The sequence below is a fragment of the Pseudomonas costantinii genome (assembly GCF_001870435.1).
GTDB lineage: Bacteria > Pseudomonadota > Gammaproteobacteria > Pseudomonadales > Pseudomonadaceae > Aquipseudomonas > Aquipseudomonas costantinii.
Map to the genome: position 1 here is coordinate 196,009 of NZ_MDDR01000036.1, position 21,263 is coordinate 217,271.

Here is a 21,263-nt window from a genome sequence, read left to right on the forward strand (position 1 = left end):
TGGTAGGTCCATTGACTTACCTTAGGAGCACAGCATGACTAACAAAATCATCCTTGCACTCGAAGCAGAGCAGATGACCAAAGAGATCCCTACCTTTGCCCCGGGCGACACTATTGTCGTTCAGGTGAAAGTGAAGGAAGGCGACCGTTCGCGTCTGCAAGCGTTCGAAGGCGTGGTAATCGCCAAGCGTAACCGTGGTGTGAACAGTGCTTTCACTGTTCGTAAAATCTCCAACGGTGTTGGCGTAGAGCGTACTTTCCAGACCTACAGCCCGCAAATCGACAGCATGGCCGTTAAACGTCGCGGTGACGTACGTAAAGCCAAGCTGTACTACCTGCGTGACCTGTCCGGTAAAGCAGCTCGCATCAAGGAAAAACTGGCTTAAGTCCAGCTTCCCGATGCAGAAAAAAGCAGCCTACGGGCTGCTTTTTTGTGCCCGCGATTTGAGTAGTCACGATAGGATCTATCGACACCACCTCTTTCTCTGTCTGAGTTCTCATGCCCGCCATTGACCACCCTCTGATCGACCGCTTCCTCGACGCTCTGTGGCTGGAAAAAGGCCTGTCAGACAACACTCGCCAGGCCTATCGCAGTGATCTGGCCCTATTCAATGGCTGGTTGCAGGAGAAAAACCTCGAGCTAATTAATGCTGGCCGCGAACTGATCCTGGATCATCTGGCCTGGCGTCTGGAGCAGAACTACAAGCCGCGCTCGACTGCGCGATTTCTCTCCGGGGTGCGGGGCTTCTATCGCTATTTGCTGCGGGAAAAACTGATCACACTCGATCCAACCTTGCAGGTCGACATGCCGCAACTCGGCAGGCCATTGCCAAAATCCCTGTCGGAGGCTGATGTCGATGCCTTGCTTGCCGCGCCAGATCTGAGCGAAGCCATCGGCCAGCGCGACCGTGCCATGCTCGAAGTGCTGTATGCCTGTGGTCTGCGGGTGACCGAGCTGATCAGCCTGACTCTGGAGCAGGTCAACCTGCGCCAAGGCGTGTTGCGGGTGATGGGCAAGGGCAGCAAGGAGCGCTTGGTGCCGATGGGGGAGGAGGCGATTGTGTGGGTTGAGCGCTATATGCGTGATGCCCGCAGTGAGTTGCTCGGTGGGCGGCCCAGCGACGTGCTATTCCCCAGTCTGCGTGGTGAGCAAATGACCCGCCAGACGTTCTGGCACCGCATCAAGCACCAGGCCAAGGTGGCCGGGATCGGCAAAAGCCTCTCGCCCCACACCTTGCGGCATGCATTTGCCACCCATTTGCTCAATCACGGTGCGGATTTGCGGGTTGTTCAAATGCTGCTCGGGCACAGCGACTTATCCACAACCCAGATCTACACCCATGTGGCGAGGGCCCGTTTGCAGGATATGCACGCCAAGCATCACCCGCGAGGTTGAAAACCGCCAATTTCTCCCGCTGCGGGCTGACCCGTGGCCCAACTGTGGTAGGCTTTGCCGGTTAGCAAAGGGGACGGCGACTTGTGTTTATAGCTCCGTGTTTCCAGATCGGTGTTCTGCACCCGTCCCTGCATCTGCCTTCAGGAGTTCCCATGCGCTTGACCCAGATTATTGCCGCCGCAGCGATTGCGTTGGTTTCCACCTTTGTCGTCGCCGATGACGCTGCCGAGCAGATCATCCGCAAGAGCCTGGCGAGCCTGCAGCTCGACACGCCGATCGAAAGCATCAGTGCCAGCCCGATGGCTGGCCTGTATGAAGTCAAACTCAAGGGCAGCCGCGTGCTGTACGCCAGTGCCGACGGTCAATACATCGTCCAGGGCTACCTGTTCCAGTTGCAAAACGGTAAGCCGGTCAATCTGACCGAGAAAGCCGAGCGCCTGGGCGTGTCCAAGCTGATCAACGGTATTCCGGTGGCTGAAACCGTGGTCTACCCGGCTATCGGCGAGACCAAGACTCACATCACGGTGTTTACCGACACCACCTGCCCGTACTGCCATAAGTTGCACGCTGAAATACCTGCGCTGAACAAGCTGGGCGTGGAAGTACGCTACGTAGCGTTCCCGCGCCAGGGCTTGGGTTCGCCGGGTGACGAGCAGTTGCAAGCGGTGTGGTGCTCGGCCGACAAGAAAGCGGCCATGGACAAGATGGTCGACGGCAAGGAAATCAAGGCAGCCAAATGCGCCAACCCGGTTTCCAAGCAGTTCGCCCTGGGTCAGTCCATTGGTGTGAGCGGTACACCGGCCATCGTTTTAGCTGACGGTCAGGTAATTCCGGGCTACCAGCCGGCACCACAAGTTGCCAAACTGGCGCTGAGTGCCAAATAAACCAGCATCGTCGAACCGTTGACGATCATGGCCCGCTGACAAGTCGACGGGCCATTAATTGAAAGCCGCAGTTGTGCGGCTGTTTTCCACGGCCGACCTAGCGTCGGCCGTTTCATGGGGAGTTCTTCAGTGAAACCGGTCAAAGTAGGCATCTGTGGGTTAGGGACCGTCGGTGGCGGCACCTTCAACGTACTTCAGCGTAATGCTGAAGAAATTTCCCGCCGTGCAGGGCGTGGGATTGAAGTGGCGCAAATTGCCACGCGTTCGCCAAAGCCTCAGTTCCAAACGACCGGTATTGCGATTACCAACGATGTCTTCGCCGTGGCCACCAACCCTGAAATCGATATCGTCATCGAACTGGTCGGCGGCTACACCGTGGCCCGTGATCTGGTGCTCAAGGCCATCGAGAACGGCAAGCACGTGGTCACCGCCAACAAGGCGCTGATCGCCGTGCACGGCAACGAGATCTTCGCCAAAGCGCGTGAGAAGGGCGTGATCGTTGCGTTCGAGGCCGCTGTTGCTGGCGGTATCCCGGTGATCAAGGCTATCCGTGAAGGCTTGTCCGCCAACCGTATCAACTGGGTGGCCGGTATCATCAACGGCACCGGTAACTTCATCCTCACTGAAATGCGCGAGAAGGGCCGTACCTTCGAAGACGTGCTGGCCGAAGCCCAAGCCCTGGGTTACGCCGAAGCCGACCCGACCTTCGATGTGGAAGGTATCGACGCGGCGCACAAGCTGACCATCCTGGCTTCCATCGCCTTTGGTATCCCGCTGCAGTTCGACAAGGCCTACACCGAAGGCATCACCAAGCTGACCACCGCTGATGTGAACTACGCCGAAGCCTTGGGCTACCGGATCAAGCACCTCGGTGTGGCGCGTAGCACCCCGGCCGGTATCGAGTTGCGCGTGCACCCGACGCTGATCCCGGCTGACCGCCTGATCGCTAACGTCAATGGCGTGATGAACGCCGTGATGGTCAACGGTGACGCCGCAGGTTCGACCCTGTTCTACGGCGCCGGCGCCGGTATGGAGCCAACCGCTTCGTCGGTGATCGCCGACCTGGTGGACGTGGTTCGCGCCATGACCAGCGACCCGGAAAACCGCGTACCGCACCTGGCCTTCCAGCCGGATTCGCTGTCGGCCCACCCGATCCTGCCGATCGAGGCCTGCGAAAGTGCTTACTACTTGCGCATCCAGGCCCAAGATCATCCGGGCGTATTGGCCCAGGTTGCCAGCATCCTGTCGGAGCGCGGTATCAACATCGAGTCGATCATGCAAAAGGAAGTCGAGGAGCAAAACGGCCAGGTGCCGATGATCCTGTTGACCCACCGCGTGCTCGAGCAACACATGAACGACGCCATCGCCGCCCTGGAAGCCCTGCAAGGTGTGGTCGGCCCGGTGGTGCGGATTCGTGTCGAACACTTGAACTAACCGATTTGTTCCAGGGGCCCCGTACGCTCGGCGGCCTCTGTTCGAGAATGTTTTAGAGGAGCCAGTCATGCGTTACATCAGCACCCGCGGCCAGGCACCGGCCCTGAATTTCGAAGACGTCTTGCTGGCAGGCCTTGCCACTGACGGCGGCCTGTACGTGCCGGAAAACCTGCCACGTTTCACCCAGGAAGAAATCGCCTCCTGGGCCGGCCTGCCATACCACGAGCTGGCGTTCCGGGTCATGCGCCCGTTCGTTACCGGCAGCATTCCGGATGCGGACTTCAAGAAAATCCTGGAAGAGACGTACGGCGTGTTTTCCCACAACGCCATCGCCCCGTTGCGCCAACTGAACGGCAATGAGTGGGTCCTCGAACTGTTCCACGGCCCGACCCTGGCGTTCAAGGACTTCGCCCTGCAACTGCTGGGTCGTCTGCTGGATTATGTGTTGGAGAAGCGCGGCGAGCGCGTGGTGATCATCGGCGCGACTTCCGGTGATACTGGCTCGGCGGCCATCGAAGGTTGCAAGCACTGCGAAAACGTCGACATCTTCATCCTGCACCCGCACAAACGCGTGTCGGAAGTGCAGCGTCGCCAGATGACCACCATTTTTGGTGAGAACATCCATAACATTGCCATCGAAGGCAACTTCGATGACTGCCAGGAAATGGTCAAGGCCAGCTTCGCTGACCAGAGCTTCCTCAAAGGTACGCGCCTGGTGGCGGTGAACTCGATCAACTGGGCGCGGATCATGGCCCAGATCGTCTACTACTTCCATGCGTCCCTGCAGTTGGGCGGCCCGGCGCGCTCGGTGTCGTTCTCGGTGCCGACCGGCAACTTCGGCGATATCTTCGCCGGTTACCTGGCGCGCAACATGGGCCTGCCGATCAACCAGTTGATCGTCGCCACCAACCGCAACGACATCCTGCACCGCTTCATGAGCGGCAACGGGTACGTCAAGGAAACCCTGCACGCGACCCTGTCGCCGTCCATGGACATCATGGTTTCGTCCAACTTCGAACGCTTGCTGTTCGACATGCACGGTCGCAACGGTGCAGCCATCGCCGGTCTGATGGATAACTTCAAAAGCGGTGGCGGTTTCAGCGTCGAGCAAGAGCGCTGGACCGAAACCCGCAAGTTGTTCGACTCCTTGGCCGTGGACGATGCGCAGACGTGCGAAACCATCGCCGAAGTCTACGCCCAGACTGGCGAGTTGCTGGACCCGCACACCGCCATCGGCGTCAAAGCTGCCCGCGAATGCCGCCGTAGCCTGGATATCCCGATGGTGATTCTTGGCACTGCCCACCCGGTCAAATTTCCGGAAGCGGTGGAGAAGGCAGGTGTTGGCAAGGCGCTGGAATTGCCGGAGCACTTGGCCGACCTGTTTGAGCGCGAAGAGCGTTGCACGGTACTGGCCAATGACCTGAAGGCTGTGCAAGCGTTTGTCAGCCAGCATGGCAACCGTGGCAAGCCGCTCTGATCCAGAGGCTTTGCGTGGTGGATCAAGCCCGTCTTCGTGACGGGCTTTTTCATTCTGGCGAGCCATACTTGCGTTGGGCGCTCTCCGGGCGCGCGTTCACATAACAAGAAGAGTTCAAGGAAACTGACACGGTGTGTTTCTCGACCCGATGGTCTGTGTGGTTGGCATGCGTGCTGATACTCGCCCATGGCTCCCCAAGCCTGGCTGCCGTCAGCTTGCCGTTTAAACTGGTACCGGCGTTTATTCCTCTGGCACCTATGCCCTTGACGGCCACTGAGCAGCAATGGCTGGCGGCCCATCGAACATTGAAAGTCGGTATTTCGATTGCTGACTACCAGCCGATTGATATCACCCGCGACCGCAACCGCTATCAAGGCATCAGTGCCGACTACCTGAGCCTGGTGGGTGCAAGGCTGGATGTGCCGATGCAAGTGCTTGGGTTTTCCGAGCGGGCCCAGGCAGTGGAGGCCTTGCGCAGTGGTGCTATCGATATCCTGACCAGTGCCAACGGTTATGAGCGCGATGTACCTGGGTTGCAGTTCACCCGTGACTACATGCCGGATCGTTCGGTGGTGGTCATGCGCCGGGATGACATCACCCGCAACGAGGGCCTTGAGGACAAGAAGGTGGTGTTGCTCGACGGCTATGCCAACGTCAAGAACGTCCATGCAGCTTATCCCGCCAGCCATATCATGCTGGCCCCCAATCTCTACAGCGGCCTGGAAGCATTGAACCAGGGCGATGCCGATGCGTTTATCGGCAACGAGGTGATCGTGCGGGCCTACAAGTCGCTACGGCCTTACCTGGGGTTGCAGATAAAGTTGGAGAGCCGGTTGGCCCCGATTGGTTTTGCCTTTGCCACCCGTGAAGCCGACCCGCTGTTGGGCGCGATGATGGATCGGGCGCTGGCCAGTATCGATGAGTCGGTACAACGGGAAATCCTCGCCCGCTGGACCACTGGCCTGGGTGTCGGCATGGCCACTGAACGTGTTGTCCTGTCGGCCACGGAGCAGGCGTGGGTGCTCCAGCATCCCCATGTGGTTGTGGTCTCCCAGCAACTGTCACCGTATGTGTTCAAAGACAAGGACGGTCATTGGGTAGGCTTGAACGTCGACCTGCTCAATCGGATTTCGCGGATGACCGGTTTGCAGTTCGTCCTTGAGGAAGCGTCTTCCACCGTGCAGACCCTGGAGTCGTTGAGGACGGGAGCGGCGGACATGAATACCACCCTGGCCGAGAATCAGCGACGCTCGGCGTTTCTCAATTTCAGTCATGGTTTTGGCGGCTCCGGTTGGGTGTTTATCCAGCGCGCCGAGGCAACACCGTTGACCCGCTTGAGCGAACTGTCGGGCAAGGTATTGGCGCTGCCCGCACGCCACGTGTTGGAAGATTACATTCGCCGTGAGCATCCGGGGATTCAACTGCGGCCAGTGGAAAATTACGCCCAGGCCCGTGATCTGGTGAAGCGGGGCCTGGCTGCGGCGACGATCCAGAGTGAGGTAGAGGTGCAGAGCTATCCGGCCGATGAGTTGCGTATTGGCCGCAGCGTGGAGGGCAAGTGGTCGTCCAACTGCTTCTCGGTGCGCAAGGATTTGCCACAACTGCTGAGCATCTTGAACAAGGCCCTGGAAGCATTGCCGGTGGCCGAGTTGGGTGCGTTACGCTTGCGCTGGCTGGGTACTGTGCCGGTCCCCGTGCCTGCCTGGCAACGTGTTCCCGCCTGGGCTTATTGGACGGTCGCCGTGGCTTTGTTGTTTGTGCTGGTTTCGCTGATGTGGAACAACCGGCTCAAGCGTCAGATTCGTCATCGACTGGAGGCTGAGCATCGACTCAATGACCAGTTGGCGTTCAAGCGCGCCTTGCTCGATGGCATGCCCAATCCAGTATTTGTCCGTGATCTTGCCGGTCGGTTGGTGACCTGTAACACCAGTTATGAGCAGCAACTGGCCACTCGGCGTGAACTGATCCAGGGTCTGACGCTGATGGAGAGTGGCCTGATGCCCGAAACCACGGCTCTGCGCCTGCACGCCAGCCATATGGAGCAACTGGCGACACAGCAGTCGTTGTTCGTAGATCGAGAGCTGGAGTTCAACACTGGGGTTGTTCATGTCTATCAGTGGACAGTGCCGTTCTTTGATGCCCAGGGCCAACTGCAAGGCTTACTCGGTGGCTGGATCGATATCAACGAGCGCAAGCTGCTGGAACACCAGTTGATGGACGCACGTCAGTCCGCTGACGAAGCGAACTACGCCAAAAGCGCCTTTCTCTCTACCTTGAGCCACGAGATTCGCACACCGATGACCGCCATCATCGGTTTGCTTGAATTGGAGCAGGAGCGCGCGTTGGCCCAAGGCACGAGAGTTTCCGAGGCACTGCGGGTGGCCCATCGCTCGGCCAGGGAATTGATCGCGCTGATGGGCGACAGCCTAGACCTGGCAAAGATCGAAGCCGGCCATCTGCAACTGGCGCCGCAGACTACTGACCTGCGAGGCTTTTTCGAAGGCATCCAGCGCTTGTTTGAAGCCTCTGCACAGAAAAAGGGCCTGCACCTGACCCTGGCCTTTGACCCAGCGGCCCATGGCTTTTACTGGTTCGATCCGCTGCGCCTGCGGCAGGTCATGCATAACCTGTTGGGCAATGCGCTCAAGTTCACCGAGCAGGGCGAAGTCCGTGTCAGCGTGACGCGTATGCGTGATGAGGCGGGGGCTGAGTATTTGCATCTGTGTGTTGAAGATAACGGCCCGGGAATCGGGTTGGAACAGCAGGCACAGGTGTTCAAGCCGTTTATCCAGGTCAGTCCATTGACCGCCGCCGAGCACGGCGGAAGTGGCCTGGGTTTGAGTATCTGCCAACAACTGGTGGAGTTGATGGGCGGGAAAATCACACTACACAGCGTTGAGGGGGAAGGTACGGTGGTGTGTATCGACCTCTACCTGGACCGAATCGCCAGTGACGATGTACAGGCAGCCCCGCAGGAGTCATTACCTCCCGCCGGCCGCGTGCTGTCAGTGCTGATTGTGGATGACCTGCCGGCCAATCGCTTGGTGCTGGCTCAGCAACTGCAGTTTCTTGGCCATCAAGTGGTCGCCCTTGATTCGGCCGAAGCCGCGTTGGCGCGTTGGCGCCGCGAGGCGTTCGACGTATTGGTGACGGATTGCCAGATGCCGGGGATGTCCGGCTATGCCTTGAGCGAGGCCATCCGACAGATTGAAGCCCAGGAGCAAAGGCCCCGTTGTGCGCTGGTGGGTTGCACGGCCAACGCCTTGGATGACGAGCAGCAACGTTGCCAGGAGGCGGGGATGGACGAACTGCTGGTCAAGCCTGTGACACTGGAGTGTTGGGCCCGGGTACTTGCCCGCGTGGCCCCTGTGCGCTCGTTTGATATCCAGACCCTGCGGACCATGACCCAGGCTGACGGGCCGGTCCTGCAGCGGATGTTGCAGGAGTTGGCGAAGAGCCTTGAACACGAGCAAACCCTTATGGCAGAGGCCTTGGTGGATCAAGATCTGGTGCGGGTGACCACCTCGCTACATCGCCTCAAGGGCATTTGCAGTCTGGTCGACGCGTTGCCACTGGCCAAGGCCTGCGTGGCCCTCGAGCGTTGTGTACGCGAACAACGCACGGCCGAGATCGAAGCGCACTGGCTGACATTGAACGATGCGCTGAGTGAGTTTCGGCGCGACCTGGAGCCCTGTCTGGATCTGCAACAATAGGACGCGTCCTATGGGGTAACACCGGGGTTTTGGCTAGTCTGCACGGCCTCGCTCCTGCCGGTATCGTTCCTCATGCGCTCCCTCAATGTCCTGCTTCTTGAAGACAACCCGTTCCAACTGATGGCCTTGCACCAGATGCTCAACGCCAATGGCGTGTTCAATGTGCTGACGGCCGAAAGTGTCGATGCGGCTCGTCAGTCCCTGGAGAGCAAGGGGCCGGTGGACATCGCCATTTGCGATCTGTACCTGGAGCAGGGCGACGGGCTGGAACTGATCCGTGAGTTGGCCGAGCGCCGGCTGGCACAAGTCCTGATCTTGCTGAGTAATGCCGAGCCTGAGGTATTGGAGGGCGTCGCGAACATGGCGCGCCAATTGGGCCTCAACGTGCTGGGGTGCTTGCCCAAGCCGGCTTCGGCGGTGTTGATCGGGCAGTTACTGGCTACCTGTCAGCAACGCTTGCGTCCAGGACCGTCCGTGATGTCTTGGGATCGGGTGCATGAGGTGCTGGGCTTGAGCAAAATCGATGCATTGTCACCAGTCGCGCAGGTTAGCCAGGCGACCATCGCACGCTGCGCCCGTGCCTGGTTTCAACCTATCGTCAGTCAAGCGGGGGAGTTGCAAGGCGTTGAGGCGCTGGGGCGGTGGCAGCAACCTGAGGGTGGCCTGCTGCTGCCTGACGCATTTTTGTCAGTGCTGGAGTTTGCCGGCATGGAGGAATCGTTTACCTGGCATGTGCTCGAAGAGGCGCTGGGCCTTGCTGGGCTCGTACTGAGAGACATGGGCACGGTGTTGCCGATAGCGGTCAATATTCCCGGGCGCATGCTGGAACGCCAGGACTTTCCCCAAAGGCTGCAAGGGTTACTGCATCGCTACGCCGTGCCAGCCCACAGCCTGACCCTGGAATTGGTTGAAACCTGCCGGTTGAAGACTGACAGCACCCACGTCACGGGGTTGCTGCGCTTGCGGATGGTGGGTTGCAAGCTGTCGATCGGTGACTTCGGCGTGGGCGGCACCAGCTTGCAGCGGTTGCTGGAGTTGCCTTTCACCGAGCTGAAAATTCCTCCGGCCTTTGCCTGTGGGATGGCTAGCGACGAACGCAAGGCTGCCCTGGTTGCGGGGGCTATGAGCATGGCCGGGCGTCTGGGAGTGGACGTGGTGGTCACCGGCGTTGAAACCGTGGCTGACCGTGACGCCGTCTGCGAATTAGGCCCCGTCTGGTTGCAAGGCTGCCTGATCGCCCCACCGATGGACGCCAGGATGCTGAAAGAATGGATCGCGCTGCAGGCTAGGCCAGCCCGTGTTCCTGCACATAGATAAACAGGGCGGCATCGTTGCTCAGGCCAAGCTTACGCATGGCGCTGACTTTTTGTGCGCTGACGGTTTGCTTGCTGCGATGCAGGCTTGCGGCGATCTCGCCCACCGTCAACCCGCTGGTGAGCAGGCGGATAACTTCCAGCTCACGGGGGGACAGCGGGTCCGGGGAGTGCACTCGACTGTCGCCTACCGCGCTCAATGCCTGACGGATGGTGTGGGCCACGTAGCGTTGCTGTCGGCGTACGTGGCGAATGGCTTGCGGCAGTTCATCTGCGAGGCTGGCCTTGCTCAACAGGCCCATAACGCCTAGCTCAAGGATGGCATGAAACAACCCCGCGTTATTGAGCATGGTCACGACCAAAATCGGCAGCGCCGGGTAATGTCGGCGCAACTGTTCAATCAGGCGCAAGCCATCGGCCTGGGGTTCGGCGGGCATCATGAAGTCGGTGACCAGCACATCACAGGCACAATGGCGCAACAGTTCGGCAAGGGCCTGAGGGGATGTGGCTTCACCGACGATTGTCAGCCGTTCGTCGCGCTCCAGGACCGCCCGCAAACCGATGAGGAAAATCGGGTGGTCGTCGGCCAGGACGATGCGTAGTGGCTTTTCAGACGCTGCTCTCAAGACGGGCTCCCGGGATAATTCGGGGATTCTAGCCTGTTAAGGCGCTAGGTATGCTCGACCCCCGTGCAAAAACGCCGCCTTCCCTTCCTTGGGGCAGCGGCGTTTTTCGTTTCTGGCAGGCCCGGTCGAAGGCTGCTTTATAAGAAAAATTTAATGGCCATTCCCGTAATTGAAGCAATCGTAGCGACAACAGCCATCGCTACCCCCATGGGATACCAGAAAGTCTCACGGGTTATTTTCAGGGCCTCAGCGTTGAGCTTGCCTTGTTCGGCATACATACGTGATATCTCAGCGTAGATACGTGATATGTCGGCATGCATTCTCTCCATCGAAGCTAGCTGTTCATTGTATTTCAACATCATGTTCATCCTTCGCGATAAGGGCCTTTTGACATGCGCTTTTGCCTGCGTGGCAGCACTACCAGCGCTCACCGAGTATAGGATTCACCTTGAGCTTCAGCCCCCGACAAACCCCCAAAAAAACGCCCATTGAGTAAGCAGTTATGTGCGGCCGTTTTTTGGTTGTCATATTGCTGGCGCATGCTGGATCTCGTCACTCCCCGACGACCCCATAAAGACGATAAAGCGAACTTTCCTACGTCATAACCAGTCACTTAGGATAGATACAGCTCACGTTGAAACGATTGTTCCCGAACTATTGAGTGGTGATCGAGATGGAAAGTATCAGCCTATTGCTCGAAGAAGCACTGAGCCCTTATCAGGTTACGCTGACCACCTCCGGTGTGCAGGGCGAGTGCCTGGTGACCGTGAAGAGCCCCGCTGGCGCTATCGTGGTCGAGCGCGAAGTCGACCAGGCGCAATTGATGGATAAACGCGTGTTGGTGGATGTGGTGGACTGCTTGCTACGCGACCTCAAAATTGCCGAAGGCCGTCTGGAGCCCTCCGTCATCGCAGCCTTGCGCAATGCTGCTCAAACCCGTGGTGCCGCCATCGCATGAAGAAAATTTTATTGTTGAAACTTCCTGCAGCGTGACCGGTCAGATTTTTTAACAGCAAGAGCAAACATTGTGCTCCGGTGTTTGTGGCTTGTTGTACTGGTCTTTGTAGGCCACGTTTAACCCCGAAGTGTCTCCCCACTCTTCGGGGTTTCTTTTTGCCCGCGATTCGTCAAGGTTCGGGGGAGTCCTGGAAGAAACTCGGGTTATCCCGCAAATAATGTTCACGCATGACTGGGTCTAACCACGAAGCATAGGATTGCTGCACCTGCTCCTGTGGGATATTGCGTAGCACTTGATTGATTCGTGCCATGGCCTGGCGACCCTGGGCTGTGTCCGAGCAGCCAATGTGGATGCGTTGGTAAGGCGCTGAACCCTTGATTGGATAAAACGCTAAATCTTCAGGCGCAATGCCCTGCTGCATGGCGTGATAGCGGATTTCCGTCCAGTAACCCAAAACCGCCTCCAAGCGTCCAAGGCGCTGCATTTGTAGCAGGCTGCCAAGCGCGTCATTGCCGTAGTGCAACGCCAGTTTGCGTGTGTTGGCGTGCTTGAGCCGTTCATCAACGTCAGGCCCGTAGCTGCGTTCGGCAACTGCACCCAGTCGTGTGTTGCGATCTTCGAGAAAGGCTTGAAGGTCGAATTGGCCCTCGACAATAAACTGCGCCATCGCTTCCTGTTGACTTCGGCGGATCATGACGCCGTTGCTAACCACCACAAATGCCTGGGCAGAAAACACAACGTACTTCGCCCGTTCCGGGGTCCAGAGCAGTGACGGGTCGCAGGTGAAGGAGGGCTCGCGCAGCATTTGAATGCCACGGGCACGATTGACGTGCAGCACCTGGTGCCGATACTCCGGCAAGCGCTCGCTAAGTATCGGCAATAGTTGGTCCAACGCGCCCTGATTTTTCTGCGGCCCTTCAAAGATGGTCAGTGGCGGCAAATCGCGCAGCAGCCAGATCAAGGTGTCCTCGGCCTGTGCCGAGAGTGGCCATCCGCCGAATATCGCACCGACGAGGCTGAGGCAAATGAACCAGCGTCTGTAACGAAAAACCATCAGATCGCGCCATCCTCGCGCAGACGGGCGATAGCCGCAGTGTCATAGCCCAACGCATTGAGCAGCACGCCATTGTGCTCGCCCAGTTGCGGCCCGACCCATTCACAGCTGCCCGGCGTGTCTGAGAGCTTGGGCACAATACCCGGCATTTTGAAGTCCTTACCGTCCGGCAACTGCGCTTTGAGGAACATTTCCCGGGCCAGGAATTGCGGGTCGCCCAGCATGTCTTCGGCGCTATAGATTCGACTGGCGGGCACTTCTGCCTTATTGAGCTGCTCTACCACCTGATCCAACGGCAGCGAATTCACCCAGCGATCAATCACCCCATACAATTCGTCGCGGCGGCTGTCGCGTCCGTCATTGCTGGCCAGTACTGGGTCGTTCGCCAAATCCTCGCGACCGATGGCGCTCATAAAGCGCTTGAAGATCGCATCACCGTTGGCGCCGATTTGCACGTGTTTGCCGTCGGCACTGGTATGGATCGAGGAGGGTGTAATGCCCGGCATGATGTTGCCCGTGCGTTCGCGAATAAATCCGAATACGTCGAACTCCGGAATCATGCTTTCCATCATGGCGAAGATCGCCTCATACAGGGCCACATCCACCACCTGGCCCAAGCCACCGTTGACCTCGCGATGCCGCAGCGCCATCAGCGCGCCGATTACCGCCCACAACGCGGCAATGGAGTCGCCGATGGAAATCCCGGTACGCACCGGCGGACGGTCCTCGAAACCGGTGATATAGCGCAGCCCGCCCATGGATTCCCCGACCGCGCCAAACCCCGGCTGGTCTTTCATCGGGCCGGTCTGGCCAAAACCCGAAAGACGCACCATCACCAGCTTCGGGTTCAGCGCATGTAGGGTTTCCCAGCTCAGGCCGAGTTTTTCCAGTACGCCGGGGCGGAAGTTTTCGATCAGGATGTCGGCGTCCGCCAGTAACTGTTTGAGGATCGCCAGGCCGTCCGGGTGTTTGAGGTTCAATGTCAGTGATTTCTTGTTGCGCGCCTGCACAAACCACCACAGCGATGTGCCCTCGTACAGTTTGCGCCATTTGCGCAACGGGTCGCCGCCATCCGGGGATTCAACCTTGACCACCTCTGCACCGAATTCAGCGCAGATACGTGACGCAAACGGGCCGGCAATCAGGGTGCCGAGCTCGATGACTTTCAGGCCGGCAAGCGGTTTGGCATTAAACGACATGAGGATCCTTTCAAACACGGGACGGTGGTGTGATGCCTTTTAACATAGGCGAGCGGCCCAAGGATAAGGATGATGCAGCGCAGGATTCGTTGAATGACCTCGCCATCGGTTAGACTGGCCGCCTTTCCCTGTCTCTAGAAGCCCGTTCATGGCCCAGCCGTCCACGACCTACAAATTCGAACTCAACCTCACCGACCTCGATCGCTCGGTGTACGAGAGCGTCAAACAGACCATCGCCCGCCACCCTTCGGAAACCGAAGAGCGCATGACCGTGCGTCTGCTGGCCTACGCCCTCTGGTACAACGAACAACTGTCGTTCGGTCGTGGACTGTCAGATGTAGACGAACCAGCCTTGTGGGAAAAAAGCCTGGATGATCGGGTATTGCACTGGATCGAAGTGGGCCAGCCTGACGCCGATCGCCTGACGTGGTGCTCGCGCCGTACCGAACGTACCAGCCTGCTGGCCTATGGCAGCCTGCGTGTGTGGGAGGGCAAGGTGGTGCCGGTGGCTAACAACCTGAAAAACGTGCACATCGCCGCTGTGCCGCAAGAAGTCCTCGAGACTCTGGCCAAGGATATGCCGCGCGTTATCAAGTGGGACGTGATGATCAGTGAGGGCACGATTTTCGTCACTGACGACCGTGGCCAGCATGAAGTGCAACTGCAGTGGTTGGTCGGCGACCGCGGTTGAAGCGGTGGGAGCAGGCAAGCCAGCTTCCACATTTAATCTGTGCTGATTTCAGAATTGTTGTTTAACCGTCGTATCAGAAGAGAAGCTTCCGTCACCCCATGCGTATCGATCCTCGCCCGTTGCCCGCTGTCCTGCCGTTTCTCGGTGAATTGCCGCCGCTGTTGACCCGTCTTTATGCCGCGCGCGGGGTGCAATCGGAGGCCGAACTGGACAAGAGCCTGGCGCGGTTGATTCCCTATCAACAGCTCAAGGGAATCGACGCGGCAGTGGACCTGCTGGTGACTGCCTTGGAGCAGCGCCAACGCATCCTGATCGTCGGTGACTTCGACGCCGACGGTGCCACCGCCAGCACCGTAGGTACCCTGGGCCTGCGTTTGCTCGGTGCTGCGCATGTCGACTACTTGGTGCCGAACCGCTTCGAATACGGCTACGGCCTGACGCCGGAAATCGTCGCAGTAGCGCTGCAACGCAAGCCGCAGTTACTGATCACCGTGGACAACGGCATTTCCAGCGTCGAAGGCGTGGCAGCGGCGAAAGCGGCGGGGCTGCAAGTACTGGTAACAGACCACCACTTGCCGGGCGATGAGTTGCCGGCGGCAGACGCCATCGTCAACCCGAACCAGCCCGGTTGTGAGTTCCCCAGCAAGGCCCTGGCCGGCGTGGGTGTGATCTTTTACGTGCTGATGGCCTTGCGCGCGCGTTTGCGCAGTTTGGGTTGGTATGACAACAAGCCCCAGCCGAACATCGGCGAGTTACTCGACCTTGTGGCGCTGGGCAGCGTCGCTGACGTCGTGCCTCTGGACGCCAACAACCGCATCCTGGTCCATCAAGGTCTGGAGCGTATTCGCGCCGGTCGTGCCCGACCGGGGATCAAGGCGATCCTTGAGGTTGCCAAGCGCGATCATGCCCGGATTACCTCCACCGACCTCGGCTTTATCCTGGGGCCGCGGTTGAACGCAGCCGGGCGCCTGGATGATATGAGCCTGGGCATTGAATGCCTGCTCACCGCCGACTTTGCGGCCGCACGGGAAATGGCTGCGCAACTGGACGGCATGAACCAGGACCGTAAGTCTATCGAGCAGGGTATGCAGCGCGAGGCTCTGGCTCAGCTCAAGGATTTGCCGGTGGAGTCGATGCCGTACGGTTTGTGCCTGTTTGATCCGGAATGGCACCAAGGCGTCATCGGGATTCTGGCGTCGCGCATGAAAGAACGGTATTTCCGCCCGACCATCGCCTTCGCCGACGCCGGTGATGGCATGCTCAAGGGCTCAGGGCGTTCCGTGCAGGGTTTTCACATCCGTGACGCTCTTGCCGTTGTCGCCAGTCAGCATCCGAACCTGATCGCCAAGTACGGCGGTCACGCCATGGCTGCCGGACTGACATTGCCTGAAGCCAATTTCCCATTGTTTGCCGAAGCCTTTGATGCCGAAGTGCGTCGGCAACTGCGTGAAGAAGACCTCACTGGGCGCCTGTTGACTGACGGCACGTTGGCGGTGGAAGAATTTCACCTGGAACTGGCGCGCGCATTGCGGCATGCCGGACCGTGGGGGCAGCACTTTCCCGAGCCGTTGTTTCACGGAGTGTTTCAGCTCGTAGAGCAGCGTGTGGTGGGGGAGCGGCACCTGAAAGTGGTGCTCAAGAGTGAATGCGGGTCTGTAAAACTCGATGGCATTGCGTTTGGAGTGGACCGTGAGGTCTGGCCTAACCCGACGGTGCGTTGGGTGGAATTGGCCTACAAGCTGGATGTGAACGAGTTCCGAGGGCAGGAAACCGTGCAGTTGATGATTGCGCATATCGAACCGCGCTAACTATTCGCTACACCTTAAACCAAATGTGGGAGCGGGCTTTTGTGGTGAGCGGGCAAGCCCGCTCACCACATGCTTGGGATTACTCGGCTTTGTCCTTGGCCTGGTGCTTCACGATGATATCCACCAAACGCTGAGCCAGCGCCGGGTAGTTCTCATCAAAGTGATGTCCGCCTGGCAGCTTCACGGCTTCGCCTACAGCAGTCTTGTCGGTGCAGCCACTCTCGTCGACTTCTTCGGCGCCGTAGATGCACACCACCTTGTCAGCCGGCAGCTTGGCCATTTCCGGGCCAGTAGCGGCCTCTTTGCCTGCGTTGCCCAACCAGCCTTCCACTTCGATTTCAAAGCTGCCAGTGCGTGCGAACGCCAACAGGATGATTGCGTCGACCCGTTGCTGTTCGTTTTCCGGCATGCGGTTGTAGATCGCCGGTAAGACGTCAGCACCGAACGAGTATCCGGTCAGCACGAAGCGCTTGGTGCCCCATTTCTGCCGATAGTGTTGCATTAGTTCGGTGAGGTCCTTGGCGCTTTGTTCCGGGGTCTTGTGCTGCCAGTAGTAACGCAGCGTGTCGATGCCCACGACCGGGTAGCCGATCTTGGCCATTTCGCCGGCCACGTCGCGGTCCAGGTCACGCCAGCCGCCATCACCGGAAAGGAACAGAGTGACGGTGTCCTTGGCTTGGCCCGCCGGTACTTCCACGACAGGAATTGCCAGGCCGCCGTTGTCTGAACCGACCAATTGCTTGCGCAGTTCGTTGTTCAGCACTTGTGGGTAGTGAATGTCGTAGTCGCTGATGCTGGTGGTCGCGCGCGGTGTGTCGCGTACGAAACTGGCGCTTTCATCGTCAGGGTTGTCGTTCCACGCCACCAGCCAGTTGCCATGGGCGGAGGTCTTCGGCAGTGGGTCCTTGCAACCTTCCTGCACCAAGGCGAAGCCGACGGAGATGGCATTCGCCTTGTCGTCGTTCTGTGTGGCCAGCCAGCGCCATGCGAGCGCTGCGCCAGGGCCGATGCCGCTGACCAGGGTCGCCGGGCCTTTAAGTTGGCTCAGGGCGTTTTGCAGGGCTTGTTCCTGCAGCTTGCAGTCGTCCTTCGGCAGGATCACTTGAACGATTTGCGCCGCGCCGCCTTGGCTCAGGGCAATCAGCTGGCTGTCGGTCAGGGTTTCGTCGGCCATCACGGCCACTGCCACACGGGCTTTTGCCGAGCCATTAGGCGTAACGCGGGTCATGACAGAACCGTCGGCCTGGGGCAGTTGCTCCAGGGTCGGTTGCGGGGCAGAGCGGTTCCAGAACCAAAAGCCGCCACCCGCGATCAGGGCGAGCAGCACTACAAAGGCCAATACATACCGCCAGGAGCGTCGAATCATCAGCGTTTCACCAATCCAGTCAAGCCGCCCGCGATCAGGGCGGCGGTATCGGCCAGTGCCACCAGCGGATCAAGTCCTGCGGGCACGGCCATATAACGGGGTTCCCAGTCAGGCTGGAACTTGTCTTTGAAGCGGCGCAAACCTTGGAAGTTATACAGTTGCTCGCCACGGCGGAACACCATCGAGCCCAGGCGTTGGGTCAGTGGGGCGCCACGTCGTGGCTGCAGGCCCGACAACGGCACCATACCAAGGCTGAAACGGGCGTAGTCATGGTTCTTATAATGTTGAATCAGGCCAACCATCATGAATTCCATGGTCAGCTTGGGCGCGTCCGGGTGGGCGCGCATCAAGTCGAGACTGGCCAGGTCGTGGTTGTAGGTCTCGAGCAGGTTGGCGAAGGCCACCGGGCGACCTTCGAAACGAATGATAGCGATGCGAAAGTGCTTGAGGTAGTCGTCGCTGAAACGTCCCAGGGAGAAGCCCTTTTCCCGTACGTTCTTGCCGGTCAGCCAGGCGTCGGAGATGACTTTGAGCTCATCCATCGGCGCGTGGCCCGGCTCGAAGATCTCCAGGGACAAGCCGTCCCGGGTGCCACGGTTCCAGGTGTAGCGCAGGTCCTTCATCTCTTTGCCCTTGGCTTCCAGGTCAAAGCGTTTCAAGTCCACGCGGGCTTCTTCGCCCAGCTTGATCGCGGTCAGGCCGATGTCCATGTAATACGGCAGGTTCTCGGCACGCACTTGGTAGAACACGGGGCGAGCGTGATGGATATCACACAGGTCGCGGAACTGCCAGATCATCTCGGCGCGGGGTTGGGTCGGGCCGACCGGGTCATACAAGGCCACCAGGCTGCGCCCGCGACGGGCGTACATCAGGAAGGCTTCGTCGTTGGGGTGGAACAGCAGCGCCTTGTCGCCGGTCAGCGCCAGGCCGCCGTCGGGCTGAGACGAAGCCATCAGGATCTTGGTGGCGCGCTCCAGCTCATCCGGGGTTGGCAAATGGATGATCGGGCGCGCGGTGCGCAGCAGCCAGGTCAGCGACACAATCACCAGCAGCACCGCTGCACCCAGCAGTGAGCGCAAGCCGCGTGGGGCGTTGGCATCCAGGGTGAATTGCCACCACAGTTGATGGCTATACGGCACATCTTGATAGGCAAACAACAGCAGCCAGATCGAGGCCCCCAGCACGCATACGCTGGCTACCAGATACAGCGGTGAGAAGGGCAGTTCGGTCAGGCGGCTGGCGCGGTAGAACGAGCGTCGGAAGATCGCCAGCAGCACTGCGGTCATGATCATCAGACTGGCTTCTTCCCAGTCGAAGCCTTTAAGCAGCGAGAGCAGGGCGCCAGTCAGCAGCAGCACCATGGTCAGCATCCAGGCGGCCGACAAGCGTCGACGCAGGCCCTGGGCGAGCAGCAGGCAGAGTACGCCGATCAAGCTGGCACCAAAGTGCGAAGCATCAATCAGGCGGTGGGGAATCAGGAAGCCGATGTTTTCCAGGCGTGAGTCGATTTCCGGCGTGGCGCCGGAAAACAGCAGGACCACGCCGGACAAAAAAACCAGTACGGCCAGCACGGGCGCGGCCAGGCCTGATGCAACCCGCAGGCTCTGTTGTGTCTGGAACAAGCGCTGAGCTTCGTTGACCAGCAGGAACACACAGGCGATCAACAGCGGCAGTACCACGTAGATCATTCGATACAGCAGCAGGGCGGCGGCCAATGGCGCGGCCCCGAGTTTATCGGCGAACGCGGCGAGCAGAATCGCTTCGAATACACCCACGCCGCCCGGTACATGGCTGAGCACGCCAGCGGCCAAGGCCAGCAGGTACACCAACAGGAACGGGCCGAACGGTGGCGCTTCCGGCAGCAGCATATAAAGCACGGTGGCAGCTGCGGCGACATCCAGTGCGGTGATGACCAGTTGCAGGAACGTCAGGCGGCGGCCAGGCAGGCGCAGGGTGCGGCGCCCAGCCTTGACCAGCAGGTTGTCCGGGTAGGGCTGTTCCGGCAAACGGCGTCGATAAATACCAATGCACAGCACGGCTGACAACAACAGTACCGCACCGGCAATGCCGCCGAGCACGGCTTGCGGTAAGTGCAGGTAAGTTGATGCAGCCGGCAGGTTGCTCAATGTAGCCAGTGCAGCCAGCGGCGGCAGGGCAGTGCCCAGCGCCAAACTGGCAAACACGGTCATATGGGCAACTTCCGAGGCACCGATGCCATGGCGTGCATATAAACGATAACGCACCGAACCGCCCGAGAGCATCGACAGGCCAATGGCATTGCCGATGGCAAAGGCAGTGAACCCCCCCATAGCCAGGGTCTTGGCAGGCAGTTTCACCCCGGCATAGCGCGCGCCGGAGAATTCATAACCCAACAGAATGATGAAGCCGACGACCGCTGCCGCAAACGCACCCAGCAGGGCGGGCTTGGGGACTTCCAGAATAGAGTCGTGGAGCGCGTAGAGATCCAGTTCCAGCAGCAGGTGTCGGCAGGCGATCAGGGCGATTGCGAACAGCAACAGGGTGACGGCCAACCCGATGGGCTGACGGTATTTGCTCAACAGATCCAGCCAACGCAAACGGGTGGGAGTAATCGGTTGTGTCGCTGTGACGGTGTCTTGTGGTTCAGACGAGTTGGCGCGCATCAATCACCTCGTGGATTGTGCGCGACAGGATGGAGGTATCCAGCCAAGTTACCAATCCCTATGGACAAAATAATTACAAATATTAACGCTTATCGCCGGGTACGGCGACTGCGGCCATTGGTCGTAGAGGCTAGCGCTTGAGTACTGAGCATAGCTTGCAATGACATGGACTCTACAAACCGTGTACGGTTTCATGAAAGATGCCATACCATTGTTTCAGAAGAGCTTTTTCACCGGATACAAAAAAGGCCACTCTTTCGAGTAGCCTTTTTTGATGTTTGGTTGCGGGAGCCGGATTTGAACCGACGACCTTCGGGTTATGAGCCCGACGAGCTACCAGACTGCTCCATCCCGCGTCTGTGGGCGGCATTCTACAGCCCAACGGCAGGGTGTCAACCGTTAATGGGCCGATGGGTCAAATAAGTGTGAATTAGCACGTGATGTGCCGACCATGCGCGGTAAGTGCACGATGGAGAAAGGTTTTTTGGCCTTACAATTTTTATACAGAGGTAAAACAGAGGTGCACAAAAAAGGCCACTCTTTCGAGTAGCCTTTTTTGATGTTTGGTTGCGGGAGCCGGATTTGAACCGACGACCTTCGGGTTATGAGCCCGACGAGCTACCAGACTGCTCCATCCCGCGTCTGTGTGTCGGCATTCTACAGAGGAACGCAGGTGTGTCAACCTGTGAATCTAAAAAAAGCG

General features: G+C 59.1%; 16 protein-coding genes and 2 tRNA genes. 10 read left to right on the forward strand and 8 right to left on the reverse strand.

Annotation, left to right across the window (positions count from 1 at the left end):
• Positions 1-34: 34 nt before the first annotated feature.
• The 7 genes from rplS (at position 35) to BFL40_RS21175 (ending at position 10,220) form a co-directional block, all read left to right on the forward strand.
• Positions 35-385: a 50S ribosomal protein L19 gene (gene rplS, locus BFL40_RS21145; protein ID WP_003175895.1), complete on the forward strand. Its 351-nt coding sequence runs from the start codon at positions 35-37 to the stop codon at positions 383-385.
• Positions 386-498: 113 nt separating this feature from the next.
• The gene (gene xerD, locus BFL40_RS21150; protein ID WP_071485755.1) at positions 499-1,395 is read left to right on the forward strand and encodes a site-specific tyrosine recombinase XerD; all 897 of its coding nucleotides are present in this window, start codon (positions 499-501) and stop codon (positions 1,393-1,395) included.
• 152 nt (positions 1,396-1,547) lie between these two features.
• Entirely contained in the window at positions 1,548-2,279 is a 732-nt protein-coding gene (locus tag BFL40_RS21155) for a thioredoxin fold domain-containing protein (RefSeq protein ID WP_071485756.1), read from the forward strand.
• 129 nt (positions 2,280-2,408) lie between these two features.
• Positions 2,409-3,713: a homoserine dehydrogenase gene (locus BFL40_RS21160; RefSeq protein ID WP_071485757.1), complete on the forward strand. Its 1,305-nt coding sequence runs from the start codon at positions 2,409-2,411 to the stop codon at positions 3,711-3,713.
• Between the two features lie 67 nt (positions 3,714-3,780).
• On the forward strand, positions 3,781-5,190 hold the full coding sequence (gene thrC, locus BFL40_RS21165) for a threonine synthase (RefSeq protein ID WP_071485758.1): 1,410 nt from the start codon (positions 3,781-3,783) through the stop codon (positions 5,188-5,190).
• A 161-nt stretch (positions 5,191-5,351) separates the two neighbouring features.
• Positions 5,352-8,903 carry an ATP-binding protein gene (locus tag BFL40_RS21170; protein WP_218176751.1) on the forward strand — a complete coding sequence of 1,184 codons (3,552 nt, stop codon included), beginning with the start codon at positions 5,352-5,354 and terminating at the stop codon, positions 8,901-8,903.
• 72 nt (positions 8,904-8,975) lie between these two features.
• Entirely contained in the window at positions 8,976-10,220 is a 1,245-nt protein-coding gene (locus tag BFL40_RS21175; RefSeq protein WP_071485760.1) for an EAL domain-containing response regulator, read from the forward strand.
• On the opposite strand, the gene BFL40_RS21180 is transcribed toward BFL40_RS21175, so the two are convergent.
• On the reverse strand, positions 10,189-10,842 hold the full coding sequence (locus BFL40_RS21180; RefSeq protein WP_071485761.1) for a response regulator: 654 nt from the start codon (positions 10,840-10,842) through the stop codon (positions 10,189-10,191). The genes BFL40_RS21175 and BFL40_RS21180 overlap by 32 nt on opposite strands.
• A 137-nt stretch (positions 10,843-10,979) precedes the next feature.
• A complete protein-coding gene (locus BFL40_RS21185; protein WP_071485762.1) occupies positions 10,980-11,201 on the reverse strand; it encodes a hypothetical protein in 222 nt (73 codons plus the stop codon).
• A gap of 314 nt (positions 11,202-11,515) precedes the next feature.
• Between BFL40_RS21185 and BFL40_RS21190 the strand changes: the two genes are divergently transcribed.
• Positions 11,516-11,800: a DUF3509 domain-containing protein gene (locus BFL40_RS21190; RefSeq protein ID WP_071485763.1), complete on the forward strand. Its 285-nt coding sequence runs from the start codon at positions 11,516-11,518 to the stop codon at positions 11,798-11,800.
• A 169-nt stretch (positions 11,801-11,969) separates the two neighbouring features.
• Here the strand turns inward: BFL40_RS21190 and BFL40_RS21195 are convergent, their stop codons facing one another.
• Both BFL40_RS21195 and BFL40_RS21200 read right to left on the reverse strand, forming a co-directional pair.
• Complete coding sequence (locus BFL40_RS21195; RefSeq protein ID WP_071485764.1) at positions 11,970-12,854, reverse strand: TIGR02285 family protein; 885 nt, start codon at positions 12,852-12,854, stop codon at positions 11,970-11,972.
• Positions 12,854-14,053, reverse strand: coding sequence for a CaiB/BaiF CoA transferase family protein (locus BFL40_RS21200; RefSeq protein ID WP_071485765.1), 1,200 nt, complete (start codon positions 14,051-14,053; stop codon positions 12,854-12,856). Before BFL40_RS21200 ends, BFL40_RS21195 begins: the two co-directional genes overlap by 1 nt.
• A 148-nt stretch (positions 14,054-14,201) precedes the next feature.
• Between BFL40_RS21200 and BFL40_RS21205 the strand changes: the two genes are divergently transcribed.
• Together BFL40_RS21205 and recJ are read left to right on the forward strand one after the other, a co-directional pair.
• Positions 14,202-14,744, forward strand: coding sequence for a YaeQ family protein (locus tag BFL40_RS21205; protein ID WP_071485766.1), 543 nt, complete (start codon positions 14,202-14,204; stop codon positions 14,742-14,744).
• 98 nt (positions 14,745-14,842) lie between these two features.
• On the forward strand, positions 14,843-16,552 hold the full coding sequence (recJ, locus tag BFL40_RS21210; RefSeq protein ID WP_071485767.1) for a single-stranded-DNA-specific exonuclease RecJ: 1,710 nt from the start codon (positions 14,843-14,845) through the stop codon (positions 16,550-16,552).
• A 79-nt stretch (positions 16,553-16,631) separates the two neighbouring features.
• On the opposite strand, the gene BFL40_RS21215 is transcribed toward recJ, so the two are convergent.
• The 4 genes from BFL40_RS21215 to BFL40_RS21230 all read right to left on the reverse strand — a co-directional run bounded on the left by BFL40_RS21215 (position 16,632) and on the right by BFL40_RS21230 (position 21,201).
• Positions 16,632-17,918 carry a virulence factor family protein gene (locus BFL40_RS21215; RefSeq protein WP_071485768.1) on the reverse strand — a complete coding sequence of 429 codons (1,287 nt, stop codon included), beginning with the start codon at positions 17,916-17,918 and terminating at the stop codon, positions 16,632-16,634.
• A complete protein-coding gene (gene mprF / locus BFL40_RS21220; protein ID WP_071485769.1) occupies positions 17,918-20,560 on the reverse strand; it encodes a bifunctional lysylphosphatidylglycerol flippase/synthetase MprF in 2,643 nt (880 codons plus the stop codon). Before mprF ends, BFL40_RS21215 begins: the two co-directional genes overlap by 1 nt.
• A 279-nt stretch (positions 20,561-20,839) precedes the next feature.
• Positions 20,840-20,916 (reverse strand) — tRNA-Met (locus BFL40_RS21225).
• Between the two features lie 208 nt (positions 20,917-21,124).
• Positions 21,125-21,201, reverse strand: a tRNA-Met gene (locus tag BFL40_RS21230).
• Positions 21,202-21,263 lie beyond the last annotated feature (62 nt).